General features: G+C 53.2%; 17 protein-coding genes and 1 pseudogene. 10 read left to right on the top strand and 8 right to left on the bottom strand.

What is annotated here, in order from left to right:
* Positions 1-51 precede the first annotated feature (51 nt).
* From HQ393_RS12535 to arsN2, 4 genes are all read right to left on the bottom strand, one after another.
* On the bottom strand, positions 52-3,063 hold the full coding sequence (locus HQ393_RS12535; protein ID WP_179355500.1) for a response regulator: 3,012 nt from the start codon (positions 3,061-3,063) through the stop codon (positions 52-54).
* Positions 3,064-3,259: 196 nt separating this feature from the next.
* A complete protein-coding gene (locus tag HQ393_RS12530) occupies positions 3,260-4,846 on the bottom strand; it encodes a histidine kinase N-terminal 7TM domain-containing protein (RefSeq protein WP_179355499.1) in 1,587 nt (528 codons plus the stop codon).
* Between the two features lie 138 nt (positions 4,847-4,984).
* Positions 4,985-5,296 (bottom strand): cupin domain-containing protein, encoded by a 312-nt coding sequence (locus HQ393_RS12525; RefSeq protein ID WP_179355498.1) that lies wholly within the window; start codon positions 5,294-5,296, stop codon positions 4,985-4,987.
* Positions 5,297-5,512: 216 nt separating this feature from the next.
* Positions 5,513-5,935 (bottom strand): arsenic resistance N-acetyltransferase ArsN2, encoded by a 423-nt coding sequence (gene arsN2 / locus HQ393_RS12520; protein WP_179355497.1) that lies wholly within the window; start codon positions 5,933-5,935, stop codon positions 5,513-5,515.
* Positions 5,936-6,354: 419 nt separating this feature from the next.
* Here arsN2 and rbsK point away from each other — a divergent pair, with 419 nt between their 5' ends.
* The 9 genes from rbsK to HQ393_RS12475 all read left to right on the top strand — a co-directional run bounded on the left by rbsK (position 6,355) and on the right by HQ393_RS12475 (position 16,949).
* Complete coding sequence (gene rbsK / locus HQ393_RS12515; RefSeq protein WP_179355496.1) at positions 6,355-7,272, top strand: ribokinase; 918 nt, start codon at positions 6,355-6,357, stop codon at positions 7,270-7,272.
* A complete protein-coding gene (gene rbsD, locus HQ393_RS12510; RefSeq protein ID WP_179355495.1) occupies positions 7,269-7,667 on the top strand; it encodes a D-ribose pyranase in 399 nt (132 codons plus the stop codon). The genes rbsK and rbsD overlap by 4 nt, the downstream gene beginning before the upstream one ends.
* 9 nt (positions 7,668-7,676) lie before the next feature.
* Complete coding sequence (locus HQ393_RS12505) at positions 7,677-9,152, top strand: sugar ABC transporter ATP-binding protein (RefSeq protein WP_179355494.1); 1,476 nt, start codon at positions 7,677-7,679, stop codon at positions 9,150-9,152.
* Complete coding sequence (locus HQ393_RS12500) at positions 9,149-10,087, top strand: ABC transporter permease (RefSeq protein ID WP_179355493.1); 939 nt, start codon at positions 9,149-9,151, stop codon at positions 10,085-10,087. The genes HQ393_RS12505 and HQ393_RS12500 overlap by 4 nt, the downstream gene beginning before the upstream one ends.
* A gap of 121 nt (positions 10,088-10,208) precedes the next feature.
* The gene (locus HQ393_RS12495) at positions 10,209-11,135 is read left to right on the top strand and encodes a D-ribose ABC transporter substrate-binding protein (protein WP_179355492.1); all 927 of its coding nucleotides are present in this window, start codon (positions 10,209-10,211) and stop codon (positions 11,133-11,135) included.
* Positions 11,136-11,232: 97 nt separating this feature from the next.
* A complete protein-coding gene (locus HQ393_RS12490; protein WP_179355491.1) occupies positions 11,233-12,246 on the top strand; it encodes a substrate-binding domain-containing protein in 1,014 nt (337 codons plus the stop codon).
* Between the two features lie 119 nt (positions 12,247-12,365).
* A complete protein-coding gene (locus HQ393_RS12485) occupies positions 12,366-13,847 on the top strand; it encodes an amino acid permease (RefSeq protein ID WP_179355490.1) in 1,482 nt (493 codons plus the stop codon).
* 420 nt (positions 13,848-14,267) lie between these two features.
* Positions 14,268-15,503, top strand: coding sequence for an amino acid permease (locus tag HQ393_RS12480; protein ID WP_179355489.1), 1,236 nt, complete (start codon positions 14,268-14,270; stop codon positions 15,501-15,503).
* A 75-nt stretch (positions 15,504-15,578) separates the two neighbouring features.
* Positions 15,579-16,949 (top strand): L-serine ammonia-lyase, encoded by a 1,371-nt coding sequence (locus tag HQ393_RS12475; RefSeq protein WP_179355488.1) that lies wholly within the window; start codon positions 15,579-15,581, stop codon positions 16,947-16,949.
* Positions 16,950-16,986: 37 nt separating this feature from the next.
* On the opposite strand, the gene HQ393_RS12470 is transcribed toward HQ393_RS12475, so the two are convergent.
* Positions 16,987-17,415, bottom strand: a complete 429-nt coding sequence (locus tag HQ393_RS12470) for a hypothetical protein (RefSeq protein ID WP_179355487.1) — start codon at positions 17,413-17,415, stop codon at positions 16,987-16,989.
* Positions 17,416-17,663: 248 nt separating this feature from the next.
* Between HQ393_RS12470 and HQ393_RS12465 the strand changes: the two genes are divergently transcribed.
* Positions 17,664-18,644, top strand: coding sequence for an SPM autocatalytic domain-containing protein (locus tag HQ393_RS12465; RefSeq protein WP_179355486.1), 981 nt, complete (start codon positions 17,664-17,666; stop codon positions 18,642-18,644).
* Positions 18,645-18,723: 79 nt separating this feature from the next.
* On the opposite strand, the gene HQ393_RS12460 is transcribed toward HQ393_RS12465, so the two are convergent.
* The 3 genes and pseudogenes from HQ393_RS12460 to HQ393_RS18125 all read right to left on the bottom strand — a co-directional run.
* Positions 18,724-19,053, bottom strand: coding sequence for a DMT family transporter (locus HQ393_RS12460; RefSeq protein WP_179355485.1), 330 nt, complete (start codon positions 19,051-19,053; stop codon positions 18,724-18,726).
* 138 nt (positions 19,054-19,191) lie between these two features.
* Positions 19,192-19,932 carry a sugar isomerase domain-containing protein gene (locus HQ393_RS12455; RefSeq protein WP_179355484.1) on the bottom strand — a complete coding sequence of 247 codons (741 nt, stop codon included), beginning with the start codon at positions 19,930-19,932 and terminating at the stop codon, positions 19,192-19,194.
* 150 nt (positions 19,933-20,082) lie between these two features.
* Positions 20,083-20,172 (bottom strand): annotated as a pseudogene (locus HQ393_RS18125) (PEP-CTERM sorting domain-containing protein); the annotation flags it as partial.
* Positions 20,173-20,198 lie beyond the last annotated feature (26 nt).

Below are 20,198 nucleotides of genomic sequence, written 5' to 3'. Positions count from 1 at the left end.
GATAGAGGCAGCATAGCAGGGGTGTTTGAAAGATTGTAGCGGGTCGCGGCGCTAATGGCCCCATTGTTTCAGCGCCCGTGCGAGGGCATCTGCTTGGATGGGTTTAATCAAAAAGTCGTTCATGCCCACGTCAAAACAATGCTGTCTATCTTCGGCTACGGCGTTGGCGGTGAGGGCGACAATTGCAATTTTGGGGTTGCGGACCCCCGTTGATGCTTCACGGATGGCGCGAGTGGCTTCCAGCCCATCCATTTCCGGCATTTGCAGGTCCATAAACACCAAGTCGAAATCGTTTTCCATCAATGCATTGACGGCATAGCGACCATTTTCAGCGGTTTGTACGGTGCAGCCGAGTTTTTCCAGCATTTTGACCGCCACCATTCGATTGACCGGGTTATCTTCCGCGAGCAAGACGTGATAGGGCTTGGGCTGCACGTCTTTGAGCGTGTGGCGGGTGACCAGTTGTTGTTCGCCTTCACCTTGCAGTACTAATTCAAGCACCGCATAAAATTCATCGGCCTGTACGGGTTTGGGCAGGTAGGCGGCGCAACCGGCGCTGTGCGCACGAATCCCATCGCCACGTACGCCCATTGCGGTGAGCATGACCACTTGTGGATGCCCCAAATCGCTATCGTCTTTGATCTTTTGCGCCAAGACCAAGCCTTCGATTTGCGGCAAATGCATATCGAGCAAGGCCATGGTAAAGGGCTCGGCAGTCGCTGCCGCCGCCTGCAAATGGCGCAGGGCTTGTTCGCCATTATCAACACAATGCACTTGCCCTGCCCATGTGCTCAGCAGCTCGTGCAAGGCTTCGCGGTGGCTTTCAATGCCATCGGCGAGCAAGACTTTTTGAGTTTTCGGGCAGGCATCGCGGCGCGGCCGGCTGCGCTCGGCGGCGTGGGCGAGCGACATTTTGACGATGAAGCTGAAATCCGTGCCTTTCCCGGCGATGCTGTGGGCGCTGATTTCACCGCCCATCAAGGTGACGATCTGCTTGCAAATCGCCAAGCCCAGACCTGTACCGCCAAAGCGGCGCGAGGTCGACTCATCGACTTGCGAAAAACTATTGAACAGACGATGGAGCTTATCTGCTGGAATACCGATGCCCGTATCGCTGATGCAGAATCTTAAATTCACCACCTCTGCCGTCTTGCTATGAACATTGACGGTGACGCGCACATGGCCATTTTCCGTAAATTTAATCGCGTTGCCGACCAGATTAATCAAGACCTGCCGCAAACGGCCCGGGTCGCTGCGCAATAAAGTTGGCACATCTTCGGCGATCGTGCAGTCGTATTGCAGCCCTTTTTCTTGCAGGCGCAAGGCCATCATGGCCGAGAAATCATTGAGTAAACGCGCTAGATCAAAATCGATTTCTTCCAGCTCAAGGTGGCCGGCTTCGATTTTGGAGAAATCCAAAATATCGTTGATGACGCCCAGCAACACATCGCCGCTGTAGCGAACTGTTTCTGCGTATTCGCGCTGTTGTTGCGAGAGGTCAGAGTCGAGCAGCAGCGATACCATCCCCAGCACGCCGTTCATCGGCGTGCGGATCTCATGACTCATATTGGCCAGGAATAGGCTCTTGGCACGGTTGGCCGCTTCGGCGGCCAGCTTGGCTTGTTGCAATTGCTGCTCGGCTTCTTTGCGCGCCGTGACGTCGGTGGCAATCCCATACCAGACGGTGTCGCCTTCGGCGGTGCGCTCTGGTTTGGCGTGGCCTTCGACCCAGATCATGCCTTTTTCTGGGTGATTTACCCGATACATCGTGTCCCAGTGTGTGAGGTTTTCCAGTGCCACCATATAGCTGGCAACGACGCCGGGCATATCGTCGGGATGCACCATCGCCAAGACCAGCGCGGCATCGTTTGCCACGTCAGCTGGGGTTAGGCCATAGATGTCTTCGATTCCCGCGCTGGCGTATTCATAAGCACTGGTGCCGTCGGATCTCATCCGGGTTTGGAAAATCAAACCGGGGACTTCTTTGCCGATCTTCTGAAAGCGTTCGAGCAGCATTTTGCGCTCGATATTGGCGTGCTCCCGCTCCAAGGTACTGCCAACCCAGCGGGCCATCAGCCGCACAAATTCGCAATCGACTGTGTCAAATTCGCGCCCGTGCGCCTCGCGCGCAGCAAAACTTAAGGTGCCATAGCGCTTGCCATCGACCCAGATCGGAATGCCGATATAGGTTTCGAGGCCAAATGTGCTGTAGCATCGGCGATCGGCCCAAGGTGACAGCCCCATCATCGAAATCGCGACCACATCGTCTTGCTCAAACGTAATGCTGCAATAGGTTTGCTCGAGGGCATATTGCTGGCCTTCACGCATATTGTGTTCGGGCGAATACTGCACTTCGATTTGAAAAATCTGGTCTTGGATTTTACCGATGGTGCCATAGGGCACTTCAAAATATTCACACGCCAAACGCAGCGCAGCGCCGAGCAGGTCATGCTCGTTTTGTTGCGACAGCGCGGTAATTTGATTGAGCGTGCCCAAAACGGCTTGCTGCCGCAGATGCATTTCATCAATGGCTCGCCGCGCCAAACACTGGCGCTGAAACAGCATCATTTGTGCGATCGTGGCCAGTAATGGGGCCAATTGATCGGCAAGTATTGCTCTGTAATCCTTGCTGCAATTGATAAGTAGGGCAATACCCAGTAATTCGCCTTGGTGTTGTATGGGTAGCCCAATGCAACGCTCTATGCCGCCTGCATGGTGGATGACGCCTTCGAGCGCTTGAGTCAGCTGCGGGGCATTGCGGGCGCGGTTTTCAATCGCCACATGATGATTGACCAAGTCTTGCCACAGCGGGCTACTAAATTGAAATACCGTGGGTGTGGTTTGTTCCGCTGGCGTGCTACCGGGCTGCTGCCGACCGTGGTGGACAGAAAGCAGCTCGATCGTGCCGTGCCCCAAATGTTTGACTTCGCCGAGCAAGCCCGCTGCACTGTCGCTCAGTAAGATCAGGTCTTGCAAAACCTGTGGCCACGCCGCCGCGTCAATCTGCTCACCTAAAAAAGCAGATTGGGCACGAAGCAGGGCGGGTAGGACATCAGGCGGCATTCAGCTTCCTTGGTAAAAAAACGGCGTACGAGTTTCAGAATAGTGGATGACTGAGGCATACCAAAGTAGAAACTCGCGCTTATTAGCAAATTTTGTCGGCTTATTCACTGATTCCATTGATTATTTGCACCAAGGGGGTGAATGCGTGTCGCAAGCGAATGTGTCAGAGCCTGAGCCGAGTGAATGAGTATAACGCTTACAACCGTTCGCTGCGATTGCGGCCGAGGGCTTTGGCCTGATAGAGCGCTTGATCGGCGCGCAGAAGTGCAGGATCTAACTGCATATTCTCGCCAGCCAGCTCGGAGATGCCGGCGGAAAAAGTGACCGCCAGATCGTGCGTACTGCTGATGGCGGCAGGGGATAGGCTAAGCTGGGTACGCCACAGATTGGATTGCTGCCATGCCAGCTCGGCGCTGGTTTCTGGCATCAAGATCAGAAACTCTTCGCCGCCGAGACGAAATAGAAAATCACTTTCCCGAATGAGTTGTTGTAGTAATTGCGCCATATGCCGCAACACCAGATCCCCTGTCGCGTGCCCATATTGATCGTTCACCAATTTAAAGTGATCCAAATCGATCATTACAAGGGCCAGGGTTTGCTGTTTACGCGTCAAGCTGGCGAGTAAATTGGGCGTGATTTCATCGAGAAAACGTCGATTATGCAGCCCGGTCAGCGGGTCGCGAATGGCCGCTTCATGTAATTGCTGATGCAGTACAGCATTGGATTCGAGTTGATCTTCAAAGGAAATTAGCGCCTGTTGTAGCTCGATGTGGACGTGTTTGTGATGCGTAATATTGCGCAACACCAGCAAGAGGCCGATCGGGTGCTGCTGATAATAGAGGGTGACCGAGCGCAAATCATAATAAGCATCACCCAGATTGAGCTCGACTTCAACAGGTAAATGCTGAGCCCACAAGGAGGGCAAAATGCTGTAGAGGTAAGGTAATTGTGCCAAGGGCAAACCCAGCGCATCGGGCGGCATATCAGGCAAAGCTTGCGCGGCTTGATTGAGTTGGGCGATTTGTTTGGCTTCGTTAATCACCAAGACGGCATCGGGAATGGCATCGATCAAGACATCATGTGCAATCGGCAATAAATCAAACAGCCGACGGTGCGCGATTAGCCAGTAAAACACCGTGCCCATGATTAAAAAGCTAAATGGCGTCGGATCAAAATTAAATACGGTAAATAACCCCGTGACATAGGCCACATTGGCCAGCCAAGGGATCGACATCGCGATCGCCAACCCTAGGTAATGTCGGCGATGCAGCTGGCTCGCGCGGGCGAGGGCATTGATGATCACCAACATACTCAGCGCCATATAACCGTACATAAATAGCGCGCAGATATAAAACCAAGGCCCATGTTGGTAAACGATCGCCGCGCCCAAGTGAGGGCCGATCGGATCAGTTTGGGTGTAGAGCCAGTGATGGTAGTCGTTACTCAGCGCAATACCGACCGTCAGCAGCGGCATCAACAGCAATGCTGCTTTGCCAAGACGCGTTGGGCTTTGATAAGCACCCTTGACGTAAGACCAGACAAACATCGTCCAGTAGCTAGGGACCGCCACAATGCCCAACCAAGCGAGCTTGGCAAACAAGAGCTTGTCAGCGGGAGCTACGACCATATTCTCCATGCCCGCCATCGCGCTCCACCAAGCAGAGGCCAGCAGCATGCAGACGTAATGATATTTGGCGGGAAACTTTTTTAAGCGCGCGGTCAGCCACGCTAGCAGTAAGGTGAGCGCGGTGCAAAGCAGTAATAAAACTGCTGGCCAATTCATGGCTATTGCCAGCAAGAAAACAGGGGAAGCATGACCGCGTACTCAATCAAATAGAATCAAATCTCAATCCTATATAAAACCCATGATTACGTACAATAAACTTTCATTAAGCTTTTGTTGTTTGTTTGTATTGTGGCGCTAAGGATGGTGCAAATGCACCGCCAGCCATACAGCGCCATCGCTCACTTTTTGCACCGTATGTGGGGTTTGCGCAGCTAAAAAGACATAATCGCCCGCTTTCAATTCGATCTGCTCGCCTGCCACATCCAACGTGGCTTCACCTTGTAGTAACACGACCCACTCATCTTGCGATTGAATATATTCAGTCGCTGCAATGCGCGGCGAGCTAATAATGCGCTCGATCAGCAGCCCTTTGTGGCTGAGCAATGTCTCAAAACGCTCGCCTTCCAAGGGCGGGGCGGTATCACGAAATAGATTGTCGATCTTCATCTATGCTGGCCTCATCAATAGGCTAGGGTTATTTTTTGTAAATATACGCTTGGCAGTGTGTAGCAGGTGTGTGGCTCACACTTATGCAGGACATATCGATGTATTTCTATGAAGTGCTTTTAAACGTTGGTTTCCATGTTGATACTCTGGTTGGGTATATTGAGCGTGAAGCTTGCCGCCACGCGTTGGTGGCGCCGCAAATTGCGCCCGCTATGATCAGGCAAACTGTTTGACCATCAGTTTAGCGCTAGCAGGGCAAAGGCCCGCAAATTGGCGCGTTGCCTGAATTTCGCTCGGCGCGCTGGCGCGTTCGGTCTGCTGATAGCCATAACGGGCAAAAAATCCCGCCGCTGTCGTTGTAAATAAATACAGCGCCCCTAGCTTTTGGCTGACGGCATGATCTTCTAGCGCACTGAGTAAGCAGCGGGCGATGCCGCGTTGCTGAAAATCGGGGTGAACCGCCAGCGAGCGCAGCAAGCCCGTTGTGCTGTGCAACTCGATGCCGATCACCGCAATCAGTGCATCTTTATACCGTATGCCCCAGTACGCCGAGCCATCGGCCAGATCTACGCTCGATAGGGCGCATTGCGCTAGCAATTCCGCGATTTCTGCCAGATCCGTTTGAGACTGTATTTTCATCGATGCACCACGCTGCAGTTGGGGCGACGATCAAGGCTCGATATTGAGCGCCCCGCTCGAATACCAGAGATCAGCGAGCTTAGCATTTTCTACCCTCTAATTTTTGACGCGGGTCATTGATTCCTGCCCCGCACGGGCAAGGTGTTAACTCGTTCATACCGTCTATCTGATGGTGCGCCAATCAGTCAGCACTGATGTTGGTAACTGCTCTCGTCGGACTACATGCAAGGCCCATATTTGCCGCCATTTTGGGCGGTTTTTCGCAGGCGTTTAGCGCCGGGATATTAGGGATGTAGTGTATATATTCTCACTACATCAATTTGATATAAATCAATTTCTTCGTGCTGATAACGGTTTAGCATTTGTTCATCAGATTTTATTTTGCTGCTAAATCGTTTTAGTTGTTTCTGGGGGGCGCCATGAGCAAGGTTCTGGTAGTCGGTAGTATCAATATGGATTTGGTCGTACAAGTCGAGCAGTTTCCTCGGCTGGGTGAGACCTTATTGGGGCAACATTTCGCCACGCATCACGGCGGCAAAGGCGCGAATCAAGCGGTGGCTGCAGCCCGTTTAGGGGCGCAAGTCACGATGATTGGCCGGGTGGGTGACGATGCATTTGGGCGCGAGCTGAAAGACTCGCTGAGCACCGAGGGCATTAACACCGAATGGATTAAAACCAGCCCGAATACCGCGAGTGGTATTGCGATGATTACCTTGGCGGGCAGTGATAACGCCATCATCGTGGTGCCCGGTGCGAATGCTCATTTAAGCCCGGCAGATATCGAGGCGGCTGAGGCGGCTTTTATCGAGGCTGATGTGGTGATTGCGCAATTGGAAACGCCATTGGCCAGTATTGAAATGGCGGCGCTGTTGGCGCAACGCTATTGCAAACCCTTTATTTTGAATCCTGCGCCCGCGATGCGCTTGCCCGCGAGCCTGCTCGATAAAGTGGCTTTACTGACGCCCAATGAATTTGAGCTCGGCATGGCCTTGGGTCGGCCAGAAAGCGAATGGCAGCAAGCTTTGCAGCAGATGCCTGGCAAAGTCTTGATGACCGCAGGGGGCGACGGCGCCTGGTTTACCGACGCCGCTGGCCAACTACAGCAGCAAACCAGTTTCAAAGTTACGCCGGTGGATACCACAGGCGCAGGCGACACCTTTAATGGCGCATTGACGGCATTCTGGGATTTGGGTTTGCCCGCAGCCAGCCGCATGGCATGTGCCGCAGGTGCTTTATCGGTAACCAAAGCAGGTGCGCAAGGCGGGATGCCAACGCGCGCCGAGTTGCTGGCGTTTCTGGCTGATGTTGCTTCAACTGGGCAAGGAGACGCAGCATGAAAAAGCTAGGTCATCTCAATCGTGATATCAGCCGCGTTTTGGCGAGCATGGGTCACACCGATTGCATCGTGATTGCCGACTGCGGTTTGCCGATTCCCGATCATGTGGAGTGCATCGATTTATCACTGCAAATCGGCACGCCTTCATATTTCGCCACGCTCGATAGCATCTTGGCCGACTTTCAGGTGGAACGCGCGGTCTTGGCCAGCGAATGCCAGAGCAAAAATCCGACGGTGGCCGAGCAAGCCGAGGGCATGGCTAAGCAAGGCGTGCAAATCGAATACGTGCCGCATGAGCAATTCAAACAACTGACGCAGCATGCCCGCGCCATTATCCGTACTGGTGAAGCCAGCCCGTACGCCAATATCGTGCTGTATTCCGGCGTGATCTTTTAGGAGGCGGCCATGTTGATCCAAATGAGTGGCATCAGCAAAGCCTTTGGCCCTGTTAAGGTGCTCGAAGGCGTCGAATTCGCGCTAGAACGTGGCGAGATTCACGCGCTGATGGGTGAAAACGGCGCGGGTAAATCAACGCTGATGAAAATCCTTTGTGGGGTGTATCAGGCTGATGCAGGCACCATTGCTGTTGATGGTAAACATACCCCGATTAAAAATACATCTGATGCTGAAAAACTCGGTATCGCGATTATTCACCAAGAGCTAAACCTGATCCCGCAATTGTCGGTGATGGAAAATATGTTTCTGGGTCGCGAGCCGCGCCATTTCGGCATTATCAATACCATCAAAATGCGCGAGCAGTGCTTGGAATACCTCAAGCTACTCGGCATTGAAAACCTTGACCCCGATGTTGAGGCTGGCACGTTGTCGATCGGCCAGCAGCAAATGGTCGAGATCGCCAAAGCGTTGTCACTGAATGCCCAAACGCTGATTATGGATGAGCCGACTGCGGCGCTGTCCGAGCGGGAAACCGAAAAGCTATTTGGCATCATCACTGATTTGAAATCGCGCGGTGTCGGCATTGTGTATGTCTCGCACCGGATGGAAGAGATTTTCAAAATCTGCGACAAGATTTCCGTGCTGCGCGACGGTCAATTTGTTGGCGAGCGTGAAATTGTGAAGACCAATTTCGACGAAATCGTTCGGATGATGGTTGGCCGAGAAATTGGCGATCGTTTCCCGGTACGCAACGCTACTTTGGGCGAAGTAAGACTCAAAGTCAGCGATCTGGCCGACGCGACCATTAGCGGTATCAATTTTGATGTTCGCGCCGGTGAAGTGCTCGGTATTGCGGGGCTGATGGGCGCAGGTCGCAGCGAAATCCTGAAAACCATTTTCGGGATTAACCGCAAAGTGTCAGGCCAGATTGAGCTTGATGGCAAGGCGCTGAATGCCACTTCGCCGAGTGAAGCAATTGCGGCGGGGATTGGTTTTGTGACCGAAGATCGCAAAAGCCAAGGGCTGGTGCTGGGTTTGTCGGTGCGCGAAAACGCTACGTTGGCCAATCTCTCGAAATACGCACGTTTTGGCGTGATCAACCACGCCGAGCAAATGGCCGTGGTGCAGCGCGAAATCGAACGCATGCATATCCGCACCCGTGATGCCGAGCTGGAAGTGAAATCGCTCTCTGGCGGTAATCAGCAAAAAGTCGTGTTTGCCAAATGGCTGGGTATTGCGCCCAAAGTGCTGTTCCTCGACGAGCCAACGCGCGGTGTCGATGTCGGCGGGAAAGCCGAAATTTACCAAATTATCAATGAGTTGGCGCAGTCCGGTGTGGCCATTGTGATGGTGTCTTCCGAATTGCCGGAAGTCCTTGCCATGAGCGACCGCATTTTGGTGATGCACCAAGGTCGGCAGGCGGGCATTTTTGCCCAGGCATCCGCCGAAACGATTATGACTGCAGCAACAGGAGGTTTGAAATGAACGTACAACAAAAGGCCACGCTACAGAAATTGGGTCCATTTTTGGCGCTGCTGGTGTTGGCTGCCGGCTTGGCGATTACCAGCCCAGACTTTTTAACCGTCGGCAATTTACTCAATGTATTCCGTCAGGTCTCGATCAACGCGTTGATTGCCTTCGGCATGACGCTGGTGATTTTGCTCGGCGGGATTGATTTGTCGGTCGGCTCGATTTTGGCGCTCTCATCCGTGCTCACCGCCTTGATGCTCAGCCACGGGATTGATCCCGTGGTGGCGACCAGCGTCGGTATTTTGGCTGGTGCTGGGATGGGGATGATCAATGGCTTGGTGATTAGTAAAGGCAAAGTTGCACCCTTTATTGCCACCTTGGGCACGATGACGATTTTACGCGGCTTATCGCTGGTGTTCTCCGAAGGTCGCCCCATTACGGGCCTGAATAGCGACTTTTTCGCGATGCTTGGTGGTGGCTATGTGGCGGGCTTTATCCCTGTGCCAGTCATCATGATGCTGGTGATGTTTGTCGTGTTCTGGTTTGTGCTGAAACGCACCGTCTTTGGCCGCCATGTGTATGCCGTCGGCGGTAATGAAGAAGCTGCAAGCCTGTCGGGGATTAAAACGGATCGCATCAAAATCTGGGTTTACACCTTATCTGGCGCGATGGCTGCGACAGCCGGGATGATCCTGACTTCCCGTTTGAATTCGGCTCAACCAACTGCAGGTACAGGCTATGAGTTGGACGCGATTGCAGCGGTGGTGCTCGGTGGTACGAGCCTGACCGGTGGCCGCGGCTGGATCTTCGGTACTTTGGTCGGCGCTTTGCTGATCGGTATTTTGAATAATGGTTTGAATTTGCTGGGCGTGTCGTCGTTCTACCAGCAAGTGATTAAAGGCGTTGTGATTTTGCTGGCGGTCTTGCTCGATCGTGCCAACAAAAAGTAGTTCGTATTAAGGCAAAAGTATTTTGCCGTGTTCCTGAAGTAAGTCGATGTTAAACCAAGAGGATGTGCCGCCCTTATCCTGAGCTGGCGGCCATTCTTCAGATAATTGATTGGAGTTAGATATGAAACGCATTCTTTCACCGCTGTTAATTGGCTTGCTGGCAACAGGCCTGATCGCTTGTTCAAAACAAGGCCCAGATACTCAAGCAGCCTCGGAGCCTGCTGCGAGTAGCGCGCTGAGCATTGGTTTGGCGATCTCAACGCAAAACAATCCATTCTTTGTCGCATTGCGTGACGGTGCCGATGCCGAAGCCAAAGCGCAGGGGGTGAAACTGATTACGGTTGATGCGCAGGATGACTCGGCCAAACAAATCTCGAATATCGAAGATTTGATCCAGAAAAAAGTCCAAGTGATTTTGATTAACCCTGCGGATTCAGACGCGGTGGCGGGGGTCGTCAAAGAAGCGCTCAAAGCCGGCATTAAAGTTGTATCACTCGATCGCAGCGTCAATGGCGCCGAAGTGAGCGCACACATCGCGTCCGATAACGTTGCTGGCGGCAAAATGGCGGCTGAATTCTTGCTCGAAAAAATCGGTGGCAAAGGCAATCTCGTCGAGTTGGAAGGCATTCCTGGCTCATCGGCAGCGCGTGAACGTGGTCAAGGTTTCCACTCTGTGATCGACGGTAAAGCCGATGTGAAACTGGCCGCAAAACAAGCGGCTGATTTTGACCGTGCCAAAGGCCTTACCGTGATGGAAAACATCCTGCAAGGCAATAAAGACGTTAAAGGCGTATTTGCGCATAACGATGAAATGGCCTTGGGTGCATTGAAAGCGATTGAAGCGGCTGGCCTGAAAAATGTCATCGTCGTTGGCTTTGATGCAACCCCAGATGCGGTGAATTCGGTGAAAGCGGGGCAAATGTCGGCCACCGTGCAACAAAAACCTGAGCTAATCGGTAAAATGGGCGTTGATACGGCCATTAAACTGGGCAAAGGCGAAGCGGTGGATAAATTTATCCCAGTGCCTTTGGATTTGGTGAAACAGTAATAATGATTGAAAAAGGGTCGGGCGATATGCCGACCCTCATCTTAAAGGCCGATGCAAAGAGACCTTGGCATCGGCTTTTTATCTTTTTGGAGCAGGCATGACTGCCTTTGAACGCCTAACCATCGCCGACATTGCAAAATTGGCCGGGGTGTCGAAAACCACCGCCAGCATGATTTTGAACGGCCGCGCCGAGCAATATCGGATTGCAGCGGCCACGGTGGCGCGCGTGCAGCAGGTGGCGGCCGACAATCATTTTCAACCTTCGGCCTCGGCGCGTTTGCTGCGCTCACGCCGCAGTGGCACGCTAGGCTTGGTGATCCCTGAGCTAACCAACTTTGCCCACGCGATGTTGGCGCAAACGCTGGAGCCATTGTGTCGTGATGCAGGGTTTCAATTGTTTGTGGTGAGTAGCAATGACGACGCCGAGATGGAAATCAAAGCAGTCGAGCAACTCCTAGCGCGGCAAGTGGACGGACTGATGCTGGTGCCATGTACCAATCATGCCAAGCTCTACGCCAAATGGGCCAAGCGCATGCCGCTGGTGCTGCTTGATCGGCGCGTGATCGGCAGTAATCTGCCTTTTGTTGTGAGTAATGCCGAAGAGCAAGTGTTTGAGCTGATCGCCAAAGCGCTGGCGCAAGGCGTGCGCGAGATTGCGTATTTTGGCGGTTTGATGGATTTGTCGCCCAGCGTTGACCGTTTGGCAGGCTACCAAAAAGCATGGCAAGCGGCTGGGCTGGTGCCCAATCCGCAATTGATTACCCACCGCGATTATCACCAGCACAGCGGTTATACGATGATGGCCGAATGCTATAGCCAGCTCGGTCGTTATCCCGAAGCGATTTTCTGCGCGTCGATTTCGTTGCTGGAAGGGGCGCTGGAGTTTATGAATGAACTTGATCATTTCAAAACCGCGCCAGAATACCTGATGAGTTTTGACGATCATCGCCTACTCGATTGTATGCCGCGGCCAATCAATGCCGTAGTGCAAGACAGTGCTGGGCTAGCCGAGCAAAGTCTGGCGCGGGTACAGGCTTTACTGGCGGGTGAGCCCGTGCAGTCGAGCTGGGTGCCAGCGCATATTCATTGGCGGCAGCCATTTTCGGCGTGAATTTTCCGGCTTTAGTCTGCTAAAACGCAAAGCTAGGGATAGCCACAAACGACAAGTGGCTATTTTTCGTGCATCATCGCTGCTTGTTTTTTAATCAAACGAGCTGCGTCGATACTACGATGACTACGACACCTCCCCCCAATACCCTGCGGCGCAATCTAAAAGCGCGCCATCTTTCCATGATCGCGATTGGCGGCTCAATCGGCACTGGCCTGTTTGTCGCCTCGGGCGCGACGATTGCGCAAGCGGGCCCCGGCGGCGCGATGGCGGCGTATTTGCTGATTGGCCTGATGGTGTATTTCCTGATGACCAGCCTCGGTGAGTTGGCGGCGTATATGCCGGTATCGGGCTCGTTCGCGACCTATGGCGCGCGCTTTGTTGACCCCGGTTTTGGCTTCGCACTGGGTTGGAATTACTGGTACAACTGGGCGGTAACTATTGCCGTTGAGCTGGTTGCCGCGCAGCTGATTATGGCGTTCTGGTTCCCGGATGTACCCGGTATTTACTGGAGCGCAGGCTTTTTGGCGGTGATGTTTGGCCTTAACTACATCTCGGTACGGGGTTTTGGTGAGGCTGAATTTTGGTGCTCGCTGATCAAAGTGGTGACGGTCATCGTGTTTATCGTCACCGGCTTTTTGATGATCGCCGGCATTATGCATGGCGGCGAGCAAGCGGGCTGGCATAACTTTACCACCGGTGACGCACCCTTTGTCGGCGGCTTGCCGGCGATGATTGGCGTGATGATGGTCGCAGGGTTTTCATTCCAAGGTACTGAGCTGATTGGGGTGGCCGCAGGTGAAGCAGAAAACCCGCACCGCGCAATCCCACGCGCGATTCGCCAGGTGTTCTGGCGCATTTTGCTGTTTTATGTGATCGCAATTTTCCTGATCGGCATGCTGATTCCGTACACCGACCCGCACTTGCTGAAAAATGACATCAGCGATATTGGCGTCAGCCCATTCACGCTGGTGTTCCAAAATGCCGGTTTGGCCTTCTCGGCTGCGCTGATGAATGCGGTGATTTTAACGGCGATTATCTCGGCGGGTAACTCAGGTATGTACGCGTCAACGCGTATGCTCTATACGCTGGCGACGCAAGGCTTGGCGCCCAAAATCTTTGGCAAACTGGCCGATAACGGCGTGCCCCGCAATGCGTTGTACGCCACCACCGTGGTGGGGATGTTGTGCTTCCTGACCGCGCTGGGCGAAGATAAAACCGTGTATCTATGGCTATTGAATATGTCGGGGATGACGGGCTTTATCGCGTGGCTGGGTATTGCGATTAGTCATTATCGCTTCCGCCAAGGCTTTTTGGCGCAAGGCCATACGCTCGATGAGCTGCCGTACCAATCGCCATTCTTCCCCTACGGGCCGCTATTTGCCTTTGCGCTGTGTTTGGTCGTAATGCTGGGGCAAAACTATCAGGCCTTTGTCGCCGGAAATATTGACTGGATCGGCGTGATTGCAACGTATATCGGTATTCCGATGTTCTTTGCCATCTGGTTTGGTTATCGCTGGAAATACAAAACGCGTTTTGTGAAAAACCATGAAATGAGTTTTGAAGATGCCAATGAAGCCTTGCTGCATGGTGAGAAACGCTAGGTATATCTTTGTATTTATTTTCTAGCATTGATTTGATGAATATACCCATAAGCCCCCGCAATATTGCGGGGGCTTTTTTTTAGGCTCTGAATGCGCAATCCAGCTCAATACGTTTTAATCGTTGCTGCTCAACGAGTCAGCTATAGCGATCCATTGCTCGCATTGTCATGAATTAAGTTCGCAACCATAACGAGTGCGAAGTTGCTCGCAGGCGGCACGCTGAAGCAATGAAATGATTCAATAATTAAAACCCCTAATGTTGTAAAAAGTTCCCGTTGATGAGGGTCAAAAACCATTTGATTTCAATTGGATAGCGTAATTAAGTCACAGATCTTTTTCTGCGAGAGGCGTGTAATTTGTACTCGTGGGATGTGAGAAAAAAGCTGTTTTCTGTGTGCTGCTTGATGAGCGAGGTTGGGTATGACTTTGGATCGAAAAGACTGGGAATGGGTATTGACCTGTTTTGGTACCGCCGTCGGGGCGGGGATTTTGTATTTGCCGATTCGCGCTGGTTTGGGCGGGATTTGGCCGATGGTGATTTTAACTGCGATTATTTTTCCGATTACGTATATCGCGCATCGCGGGATTACGCGCGTGGTGGCTTCGTGCCCCAAGCCGACTGATATTATCGGCGCGGTCGAATATGATCTGGGGCGCAATGTCGGCTTTGCGGTGTCGATATTGTACTTTCTGTCGATTGTGACGATCTGCGTCGGCTATGCGACGGGCGTGACCAATATCGTTGCGTCGTTTTTGGATCATCAACTCGGTATTGTCGGCTTCCCACGCGCCGTACTGACGTTCTTGTTGCTGGCGGGTTTAACGGGCGTGATTTTGGCGGGTGAAAAAGTGATGGTGCGTGTGACCTCGCTGATGACTTTTCCGCTGATTATTTTGCTGGCGGGTTTATCGCTGTATATGGTGCCGCAATGGAATACCGCCGTGTTCAGTGTGCCGTTTGAAACGGGCGATGTACTGAAAAATATCTTGCTGCTGTTTCCGGTCTTGGTGTTTGCGATGAACTTTTCGCCCGTGTGCTCGACTTTGGCTGCCTCGTATCGCGCCCAGTTTGGGGCCGATGAAGCGGTGCAACGCACCGACGGCATCATCAAATGGACTTCCTTGATTTTGCTGGTGTTTGTGATGTTCTTTGTGTTCTCGATGGTGCTGGCCACTTCGCCCGAAGTCTTGGCGATGGCGCAAGAGAAAAACATCGATATTCTGACCACCATGTCATTGGTCGTATCGCAGCCAGTCTTGAAATATTTGATTCCACTGATCGCATTTTTGGCGATTGCCAGCTCGTATTTCGGCCATTTTGTCGGGACGCGCGAAGGTCTGGTGGGCATTACTACCCGCGTGATGGCGTGGGGCAATCCTGCCGCTGAAGCGCAATTGAATCGCAAGAAAATCAATCTGATTGTGACCGTGGCGATGATGGTCGGCTTGTGGTTTTTGGCGGTGTATAACCCACCGATTCTGAAGATCATCGGTGCATTGTCGGCGCCCGTGATTGCCATCTATGCTTACCTGATGCCAGTGATGTTGATGAAGCGGATTCCGCGCTTGATGATTTATCAATCACGCACGGCCGGTTTTATCTTTGTGATGGGGCTGATCGGGATTGCGGGTGATTTTGTCGGTAGCTATTTGTAATGATGACCAACAAGCAAACGGGTAACAGACCCGTTTGCTTTTGTGCGGGTGGTGATCCTACCTGCGGGAGTTGCAATGTTAAGTGTCTTTGATTTATTCAAAATCGGCATCGGGCCATCGAGCTCGCATACCGTCGGCCCTATGGTTGCGGCCAAAGCCTTTGTCGATCAATTGCATACGGCGGGAACGCTGGAGCAGGTGGCGCGGGTGCAGGTCGATTTTTATGGCTCGCTGGCACTAACGGGCGAGGGGCATGGCTCGATAGGCGCTACCTTGCTTGGTCTGGAAGGCTATACACCGCGTAATATCGACCCCGACCTGATTCCACTGCGGCTCAATCAACTCAAGCAAGCGGATGCTCAGCTATTGCTACTCGCACGTCATCCGGTGGCTTTTGGCTTTGCTGCTGACATTCAATTGCACAAGCATTTGTTTTTGAAGCAGCACTCCAATGGGCTGAAGTTTCGCGCTTTTGCGGCAAATGGCGTAGAGCTCGCTAGCGAGATTTATTTCTCGGTCGGCGGTGGTTTTGTCGTGCGCGAAGACGAATTTGGGCATACCGCTCAGGCCACGATAGCAGTGCCATTTCCTTTTCAAAGTGCAGCGGATTTGCTCGCGCATTGCCGCGCGCAAGGCAAATCGATTGCGCAAATTGTGCTGGCCAATGAATTGGCTTTGCAATCGGAAGACGCAGTGCGAGCGCAACTACTCGACATCGCCAATGTGATGCAGCAATGCATACAAAGCGGCTGTACTCGCGAGGGCGAGCTGCCGGGCGATTATCACGTCAAGCGTCGTGCGCCGACGATTTTCCGCAAAATGATCGGCCTGCAAATGCAGGGGCGCAGCGATTTTATGCTCTGGCCGATGATTTATGCGATGGCGGTGTCGGAAGAAAACGCCAGCGGCGGCCGCGTTGTGACTGCGCCGACCAATGGCGCGGCAGGGATTATCCCAGCGGTGTTGCAGTACTACCGTAACTTCACGCCGAGCGCAAACGAAGCGGGCGTCGTTGATTTTCTACTGACCGCGGCGGCGATCGGCATGCTGTACAAAATGAATGCGTCGATTTCCGGTGCGGAAGTGGGCTGTCAGGGCGAAGTGGGCGTCGCCTGCTCGATGGCGGCGGGCGCGTATTGTGCGGTGTTGGGCGGTAGCTTGGAGCAAGTCGAAAATGCCGCTGAAATCGGCATGGAGCATCATCTGGGCTTAACGTGTGATCCGGTCGGCGGCTTGGTGCAAATCCCCTGTGTCGAGCGCAATGGCGTTGCCGCCGAAAAAGCGATCAAGGTCGCACAATTGGCCTTGCTCGAAAGCGGTGAGCACAAAGTGAGCCTCGATAAAGTGATCGAGACGATGTATCGCACCGGTATGGATATGCACAACACGTATAAAGAAACGTCGCTGGGCGGTTTGGCGCTGACGGTGGGCGTACCGGCGTGTTAAGCCGTCGATACGCCCCGCAACCGGCGGCTGTTTCGGCTTAAGCCTTGAACAGGCTCAAAAGGTAATTGGCATTTTCGCGCGCTTGCGCGATGTTTTTAACGCAATCATTGAGTGTATTGCGAAAGATAGTTTCAATCGTTTGATGATTGCGAAACTGCTCAGTACAGCTTTTGAGCTGATCAAAATGAAATTTGATGCAGGCAAAGCGGCCGGTTAAAAAGCTCGGCAATTTATGGTCGATATGGCGCTGGCCATCGTAGGCATTATTGATGTCCTGTACCGCGGCATTAATCTGAATCAGGCATTGGGTGCAAAACCAATGCAGGTATTCCTGATCGTATTCGCTCTCCCCCGTCATGCGGGAAACAGCTTCGCGCGAGAAAATAAATTCACCATCGTGCTGCATTGGGCTACCTTCTTGAGCAAATGACACGCAAAGGGTGTCGGAATAATGGCGCAGTATCATCGCCAAAGTCTTTATTTATCTGGTTCTTGTTTATATACATGGCTGGGTATTTCACAGAATGCCTAGGTAAAATGGCCGCATAGGTGAAAACCCTAATCATCATCCAGATTGCTGCGCATCTTACGCCAACAAATTGTTTGCGTCAGTAATCGGGCTCCCACAGCGTACAAAATAGGCGACAGCGCCAAGATCGCAGCTGGCATGGCTTATGCATGAGCAGAAGCCCAACTCTGTTTTGGAGCCTTGTCATGCACATTATCAATAGCGATTTGCAACTGAGCAGTACTCACGATGAAGCACGTGTTAGCTGGCAAAGTACCGAGATCAAGGTGCATGCCGCCAATGTATTCGAGCAGATGTTTTCGCAGGCCAAAGCGGCGGCAACATCGGCGGCCACCTCAGCCAAGCCCAGCCCTGCCACAGTGGAAGGACATGATCTGCAACTGATGCTGGAGGCGCGGCGCAAGCGTTTTCAAACCTTGCTTGAAATGCTGTTTGGCGATCACCCCACTGCGCCGACGACCGCCTCAATGACCCCGATCCAGGCTGAGCCTTCGTTACTAGCCGCACCCACCACGGCACCCACGTGGTTTGAATTCACGACCATCACGCAGGTCGCCGAGGTCGAGTCGTGCAGCATGAGCGGACGCGGCAATGTTTGCCTGGCCGATGGCAGCCAGCGGCAATTTGGGCTCGATTTTTCGCTCTCGCGCGAGGCGACATTTTCGCTCGCCGCAGCCAGTCAATCGGTGCTGCGCGATCCCTTGGTGCTCGATTTTGGCGCGCCGAGCATGGCCTTGGCGCACAAGGCGGTGAGCTTTGATCTGGACGCCGATGGCAAGGCCGAATCGCTACGCCTACCGCAAGCTGAAATGCTGTTTATTGACCGCAATGGCAATGGCAAAGTCGATAACGGGCGTGAGCTATTTGGCGCGCAAAGCGGCGATGGATTTGCCGAGCTGGCGCAGCTCGATACGGATCACAATGGCTGGGTCGATAGCGGCGATGCGGCCTTTGTCGAGCTCAAACTCTGGCAAGGTGGCCTCAACCAGATTCGCACTTTAGCCGAGGCGGGAGTGGGGGCCTTATCGGTGCAATCGGTATCGACGCCAATGAGCGAGAAATCGGCCGATGTGGTGCTGGCAAAAATGCGAGCCAGCGGCGTGTGGCTAGGAGAAACGGCAGGGCTGGGCTCGATCCGGCAGATTGATTTGAATACTGAAGCCTAGTTGATGTCTGTTGGGGTATATCCATGATATCAATTTCAAAATTGATGTGTATGGATATACCCCTGTGTAGTGCATGGGCTCAGTGCGCGGCAGCGCTGGAAAATAAATTAATTACCAGCACCCCGGCGATAATCAATCCGATCCCTATCATCGCCGCCAAATCGAGCGTTTGCTGGTACAAAAACCAGCCAATGATGCTGACCAAGACGATTCCAACGCCGGACCACAGCGCGTAGGCAATGCCCAGCGGTATGCTGCGCAAAGTCAGCGAAAGAAAATAAAACGCCGTGCCGTAGCCCACCACGACCAAAATCGATGGCATCAGGCGGCTAAAGCCCGCTGAGGCTTTCAGTGCCGAGGTGGCGATGACTTCGGCAATAATGGCGATGGCAAGGTAGAGCCAATTCATAAATATACTCGTGTGAATAATCCGCGAGCCTAAGCAATCCCCCTGCTTGGGTCAAAGTAGATATTGCCTTTGCTTGGGTATGTTGATGAAGTCAATATCCCAAATGAATTTTAAGCCGATACAGTGTATGAGTATGTCTTAGAGTCGCTTAATCCGCGTATGCATCGCATCCCAATGCGCCGCATTACGCGCTTCACCCGCATCGCCATTGGCGCTTTGCCATACTGGTGGATCGATGTCCCGCGAAGCCAGCTCGCCCACCGTGGCCGCCACCAAAGCTTGCAGCAAAGCACTGCCGACGGCGGTGGATGAGGCGGCGACTTTGCTGGTGCTGCCGGGAATCGCGATTAGTGCATCGCCATTGTCGCCATAATTATCGAGCACCAAATCAGCCACTTCGAATAATCGTTTCCCGCTGGCGTGGCGCGAGCTCATGCAGCGTGAGAAGGCGAGCGAGGTCAGCGCGATCACGTAAACGCCTTGTGCTTTGGCAGTTTGGGCAATTTCAATCGGCACGGCATTGCGGCCTGAATTGGAAATCACGATGATCACATCGCCCGCGGCCAGCGGCTCGTCTTGCAGTAATTGCGCAGCGTAGCCCGGAACGCGCTCCAGCCACGTCGAGCGGCGTGCTGCTTGCATCACCGATAGCGGTAAATCCAAGATCGCATTCACTGGCACCAGACCACCGGCGCGGTAAAACAGCTCGGCGGCAAGCAGTTGCGAATGACCGCTACCAAACACATGCAGCAATCCACCGGCTTGCAGGGTATCAGCGATGCGCATGGCGGCTGTTTGCAATTGTGAGATTTGCTCGTCGTGAACGCGTTGGATTAAGGCGCCCACTTTGCTGAGGTATTCGGCGGCGTATTGGCTCATGCTGGTGTTCCTTGCTGCGAAAGAGTCACCATAAACCCCGCAGTGGGAGTGAGGAATAGTCTTTATCCCCTACAAAAGCGCGGCTGCGCGAGTGTTTGGGGCCAAAGAAAAACGGCGCAAATCTATGCGCCGTTTTAGAGTGATGACCGCTTAGCGTTGTGTTTTACGACGACGTGCCACGCACAAACCCAGCAAGCCCATGCCCATCAAGGCGTAGGTTTCTGGCTCGGGTACGGGGGCTGTAATGGCTTGTGGTACAAAGTGCC

This window comes from Chitinibacter bivalviorum (assembly GCF_013403565.1).
GTDB lineage: Bacteria > Pseudomonadota > Gammaproteobacteria > Burkholderiales > Chitinibacteraceae > Chitinibacter > Chitinibacter bivalviorum.
This window is presented reverse-complemented; position numbering and strand designations above follow the sequence as displayed.

Coding starts and splice junctions, on each gene's coding strand:
- HQ393_RS12535 (WP_179355500.1), bottom strand. CDS start 3,063: ATGCCGCCTGATGTCCTACCCGCCCTGCTTCGTGCCCAATCTGCTTTT.
- HQ393_RS12530 (WP_179355499.1), bottom strand. CDS start 4,846: ATGAATTGGCCAGCAGTTTTATTACTGCTTTGCACCGCGCTCACCTTA.
- HQ393_RS12525 (WP_179355498.1), bottom strand. CDS start 5,296: ATGAAGATCGACAATCTATTTCGTGATACCGCCCCGCCCTTGGAAGGC.
- arsN2 (WP_179355497.1), bottom strand. CDS start 5,935: ATGAAAATACAGTCTCAAACGGATCTGGCAGAAATCGCGGAATTGCTA.
- rbsK (WP_179355496.1), top strand. CDS start 6,355: ATGAGCAAGGTTCTGGTAGTCGGTAGTATCAATATGGATTTGGTCGTA.
- rbsD (WP_179355495.1), top strand. CDS start 7,269: ATGAAAAAGCTAGGTCATCTCAATCGTGATATCAGCCGCGTTTTGGCG.
- HQ393_RS12505 (WP_179355494.1), top strand. CDS start 7,677: ATGTTGATCCAAATGAGTGGCATCAGCAAAGCCTTTGGCCCTGTTAAG.
- HQ393_RS12500 (WP_179355493.1), top strand. CDS start 9,149: ATGAACGTACAACAAAAGGCCACGCTACAGAAATTGGGTCCATTTTTG.
- HQ393_RS12495 (WP_179355492.1), top strand. CDS start 10,209: ATGAAACGCATTCTTTCACCGCTGTTAATTGGCTTGCTGGCAACAGGC.
- HQ393_RS12490 (WP_179355491.1), top strand. CDS start 11,233: ATGACTGCCTTTGAACGCCTAACCATCGCCGACATTGCAAAATTGGCC.
- HQ393_RS12485 (WP_179355490.1), top strand. CDS start 12,366: ATGACTACGACACCTCCCCCCAATACCCTGCGGCGCAATCTAAAAGCG.
- HQ393_RS12480 (WP_179355489.1), top strand. CDS start 14,268: ATGACTTTGGATCGAAAAGACTGGGAATGGGTATTGACCTGTTTTGGT.
- HQ393_RS12475 (WP_179355488.1), top strand. CDS start 15,579: ATGTTAAGTGTCTTTGATTTATTCAAAATCGGCATCGGGCCATCGAGC.
- HQ393_RS12470 (WP_179355487.1), bottom strand. CDS start 17,415: ATGATACTGCGCCATTATTCCGACACCCTTTGCGTGTCATTTGCTCAA.
- HQ393_RS12465 (WP_179355486.1), top strand. CDS start 17,664: ATGCACATTATCAATAGCGATTTGCAACTGAGCAGTACTCACGATGAA.
- HQ393_RS12460 (WP_179355485.1), bottom strand. CDS start 19,053: ATGAATTGGCTCTACCTTGCCATCGCCATTATTGCCGAAGTCATCGCC.
- HQ393_RS12455 (WP_179355484.1), bottom strand. CDS start 19,932: ATGAGCCAATACGCCGCCGAATACCTCAGCAAAGTGGGCGCCTTAATC.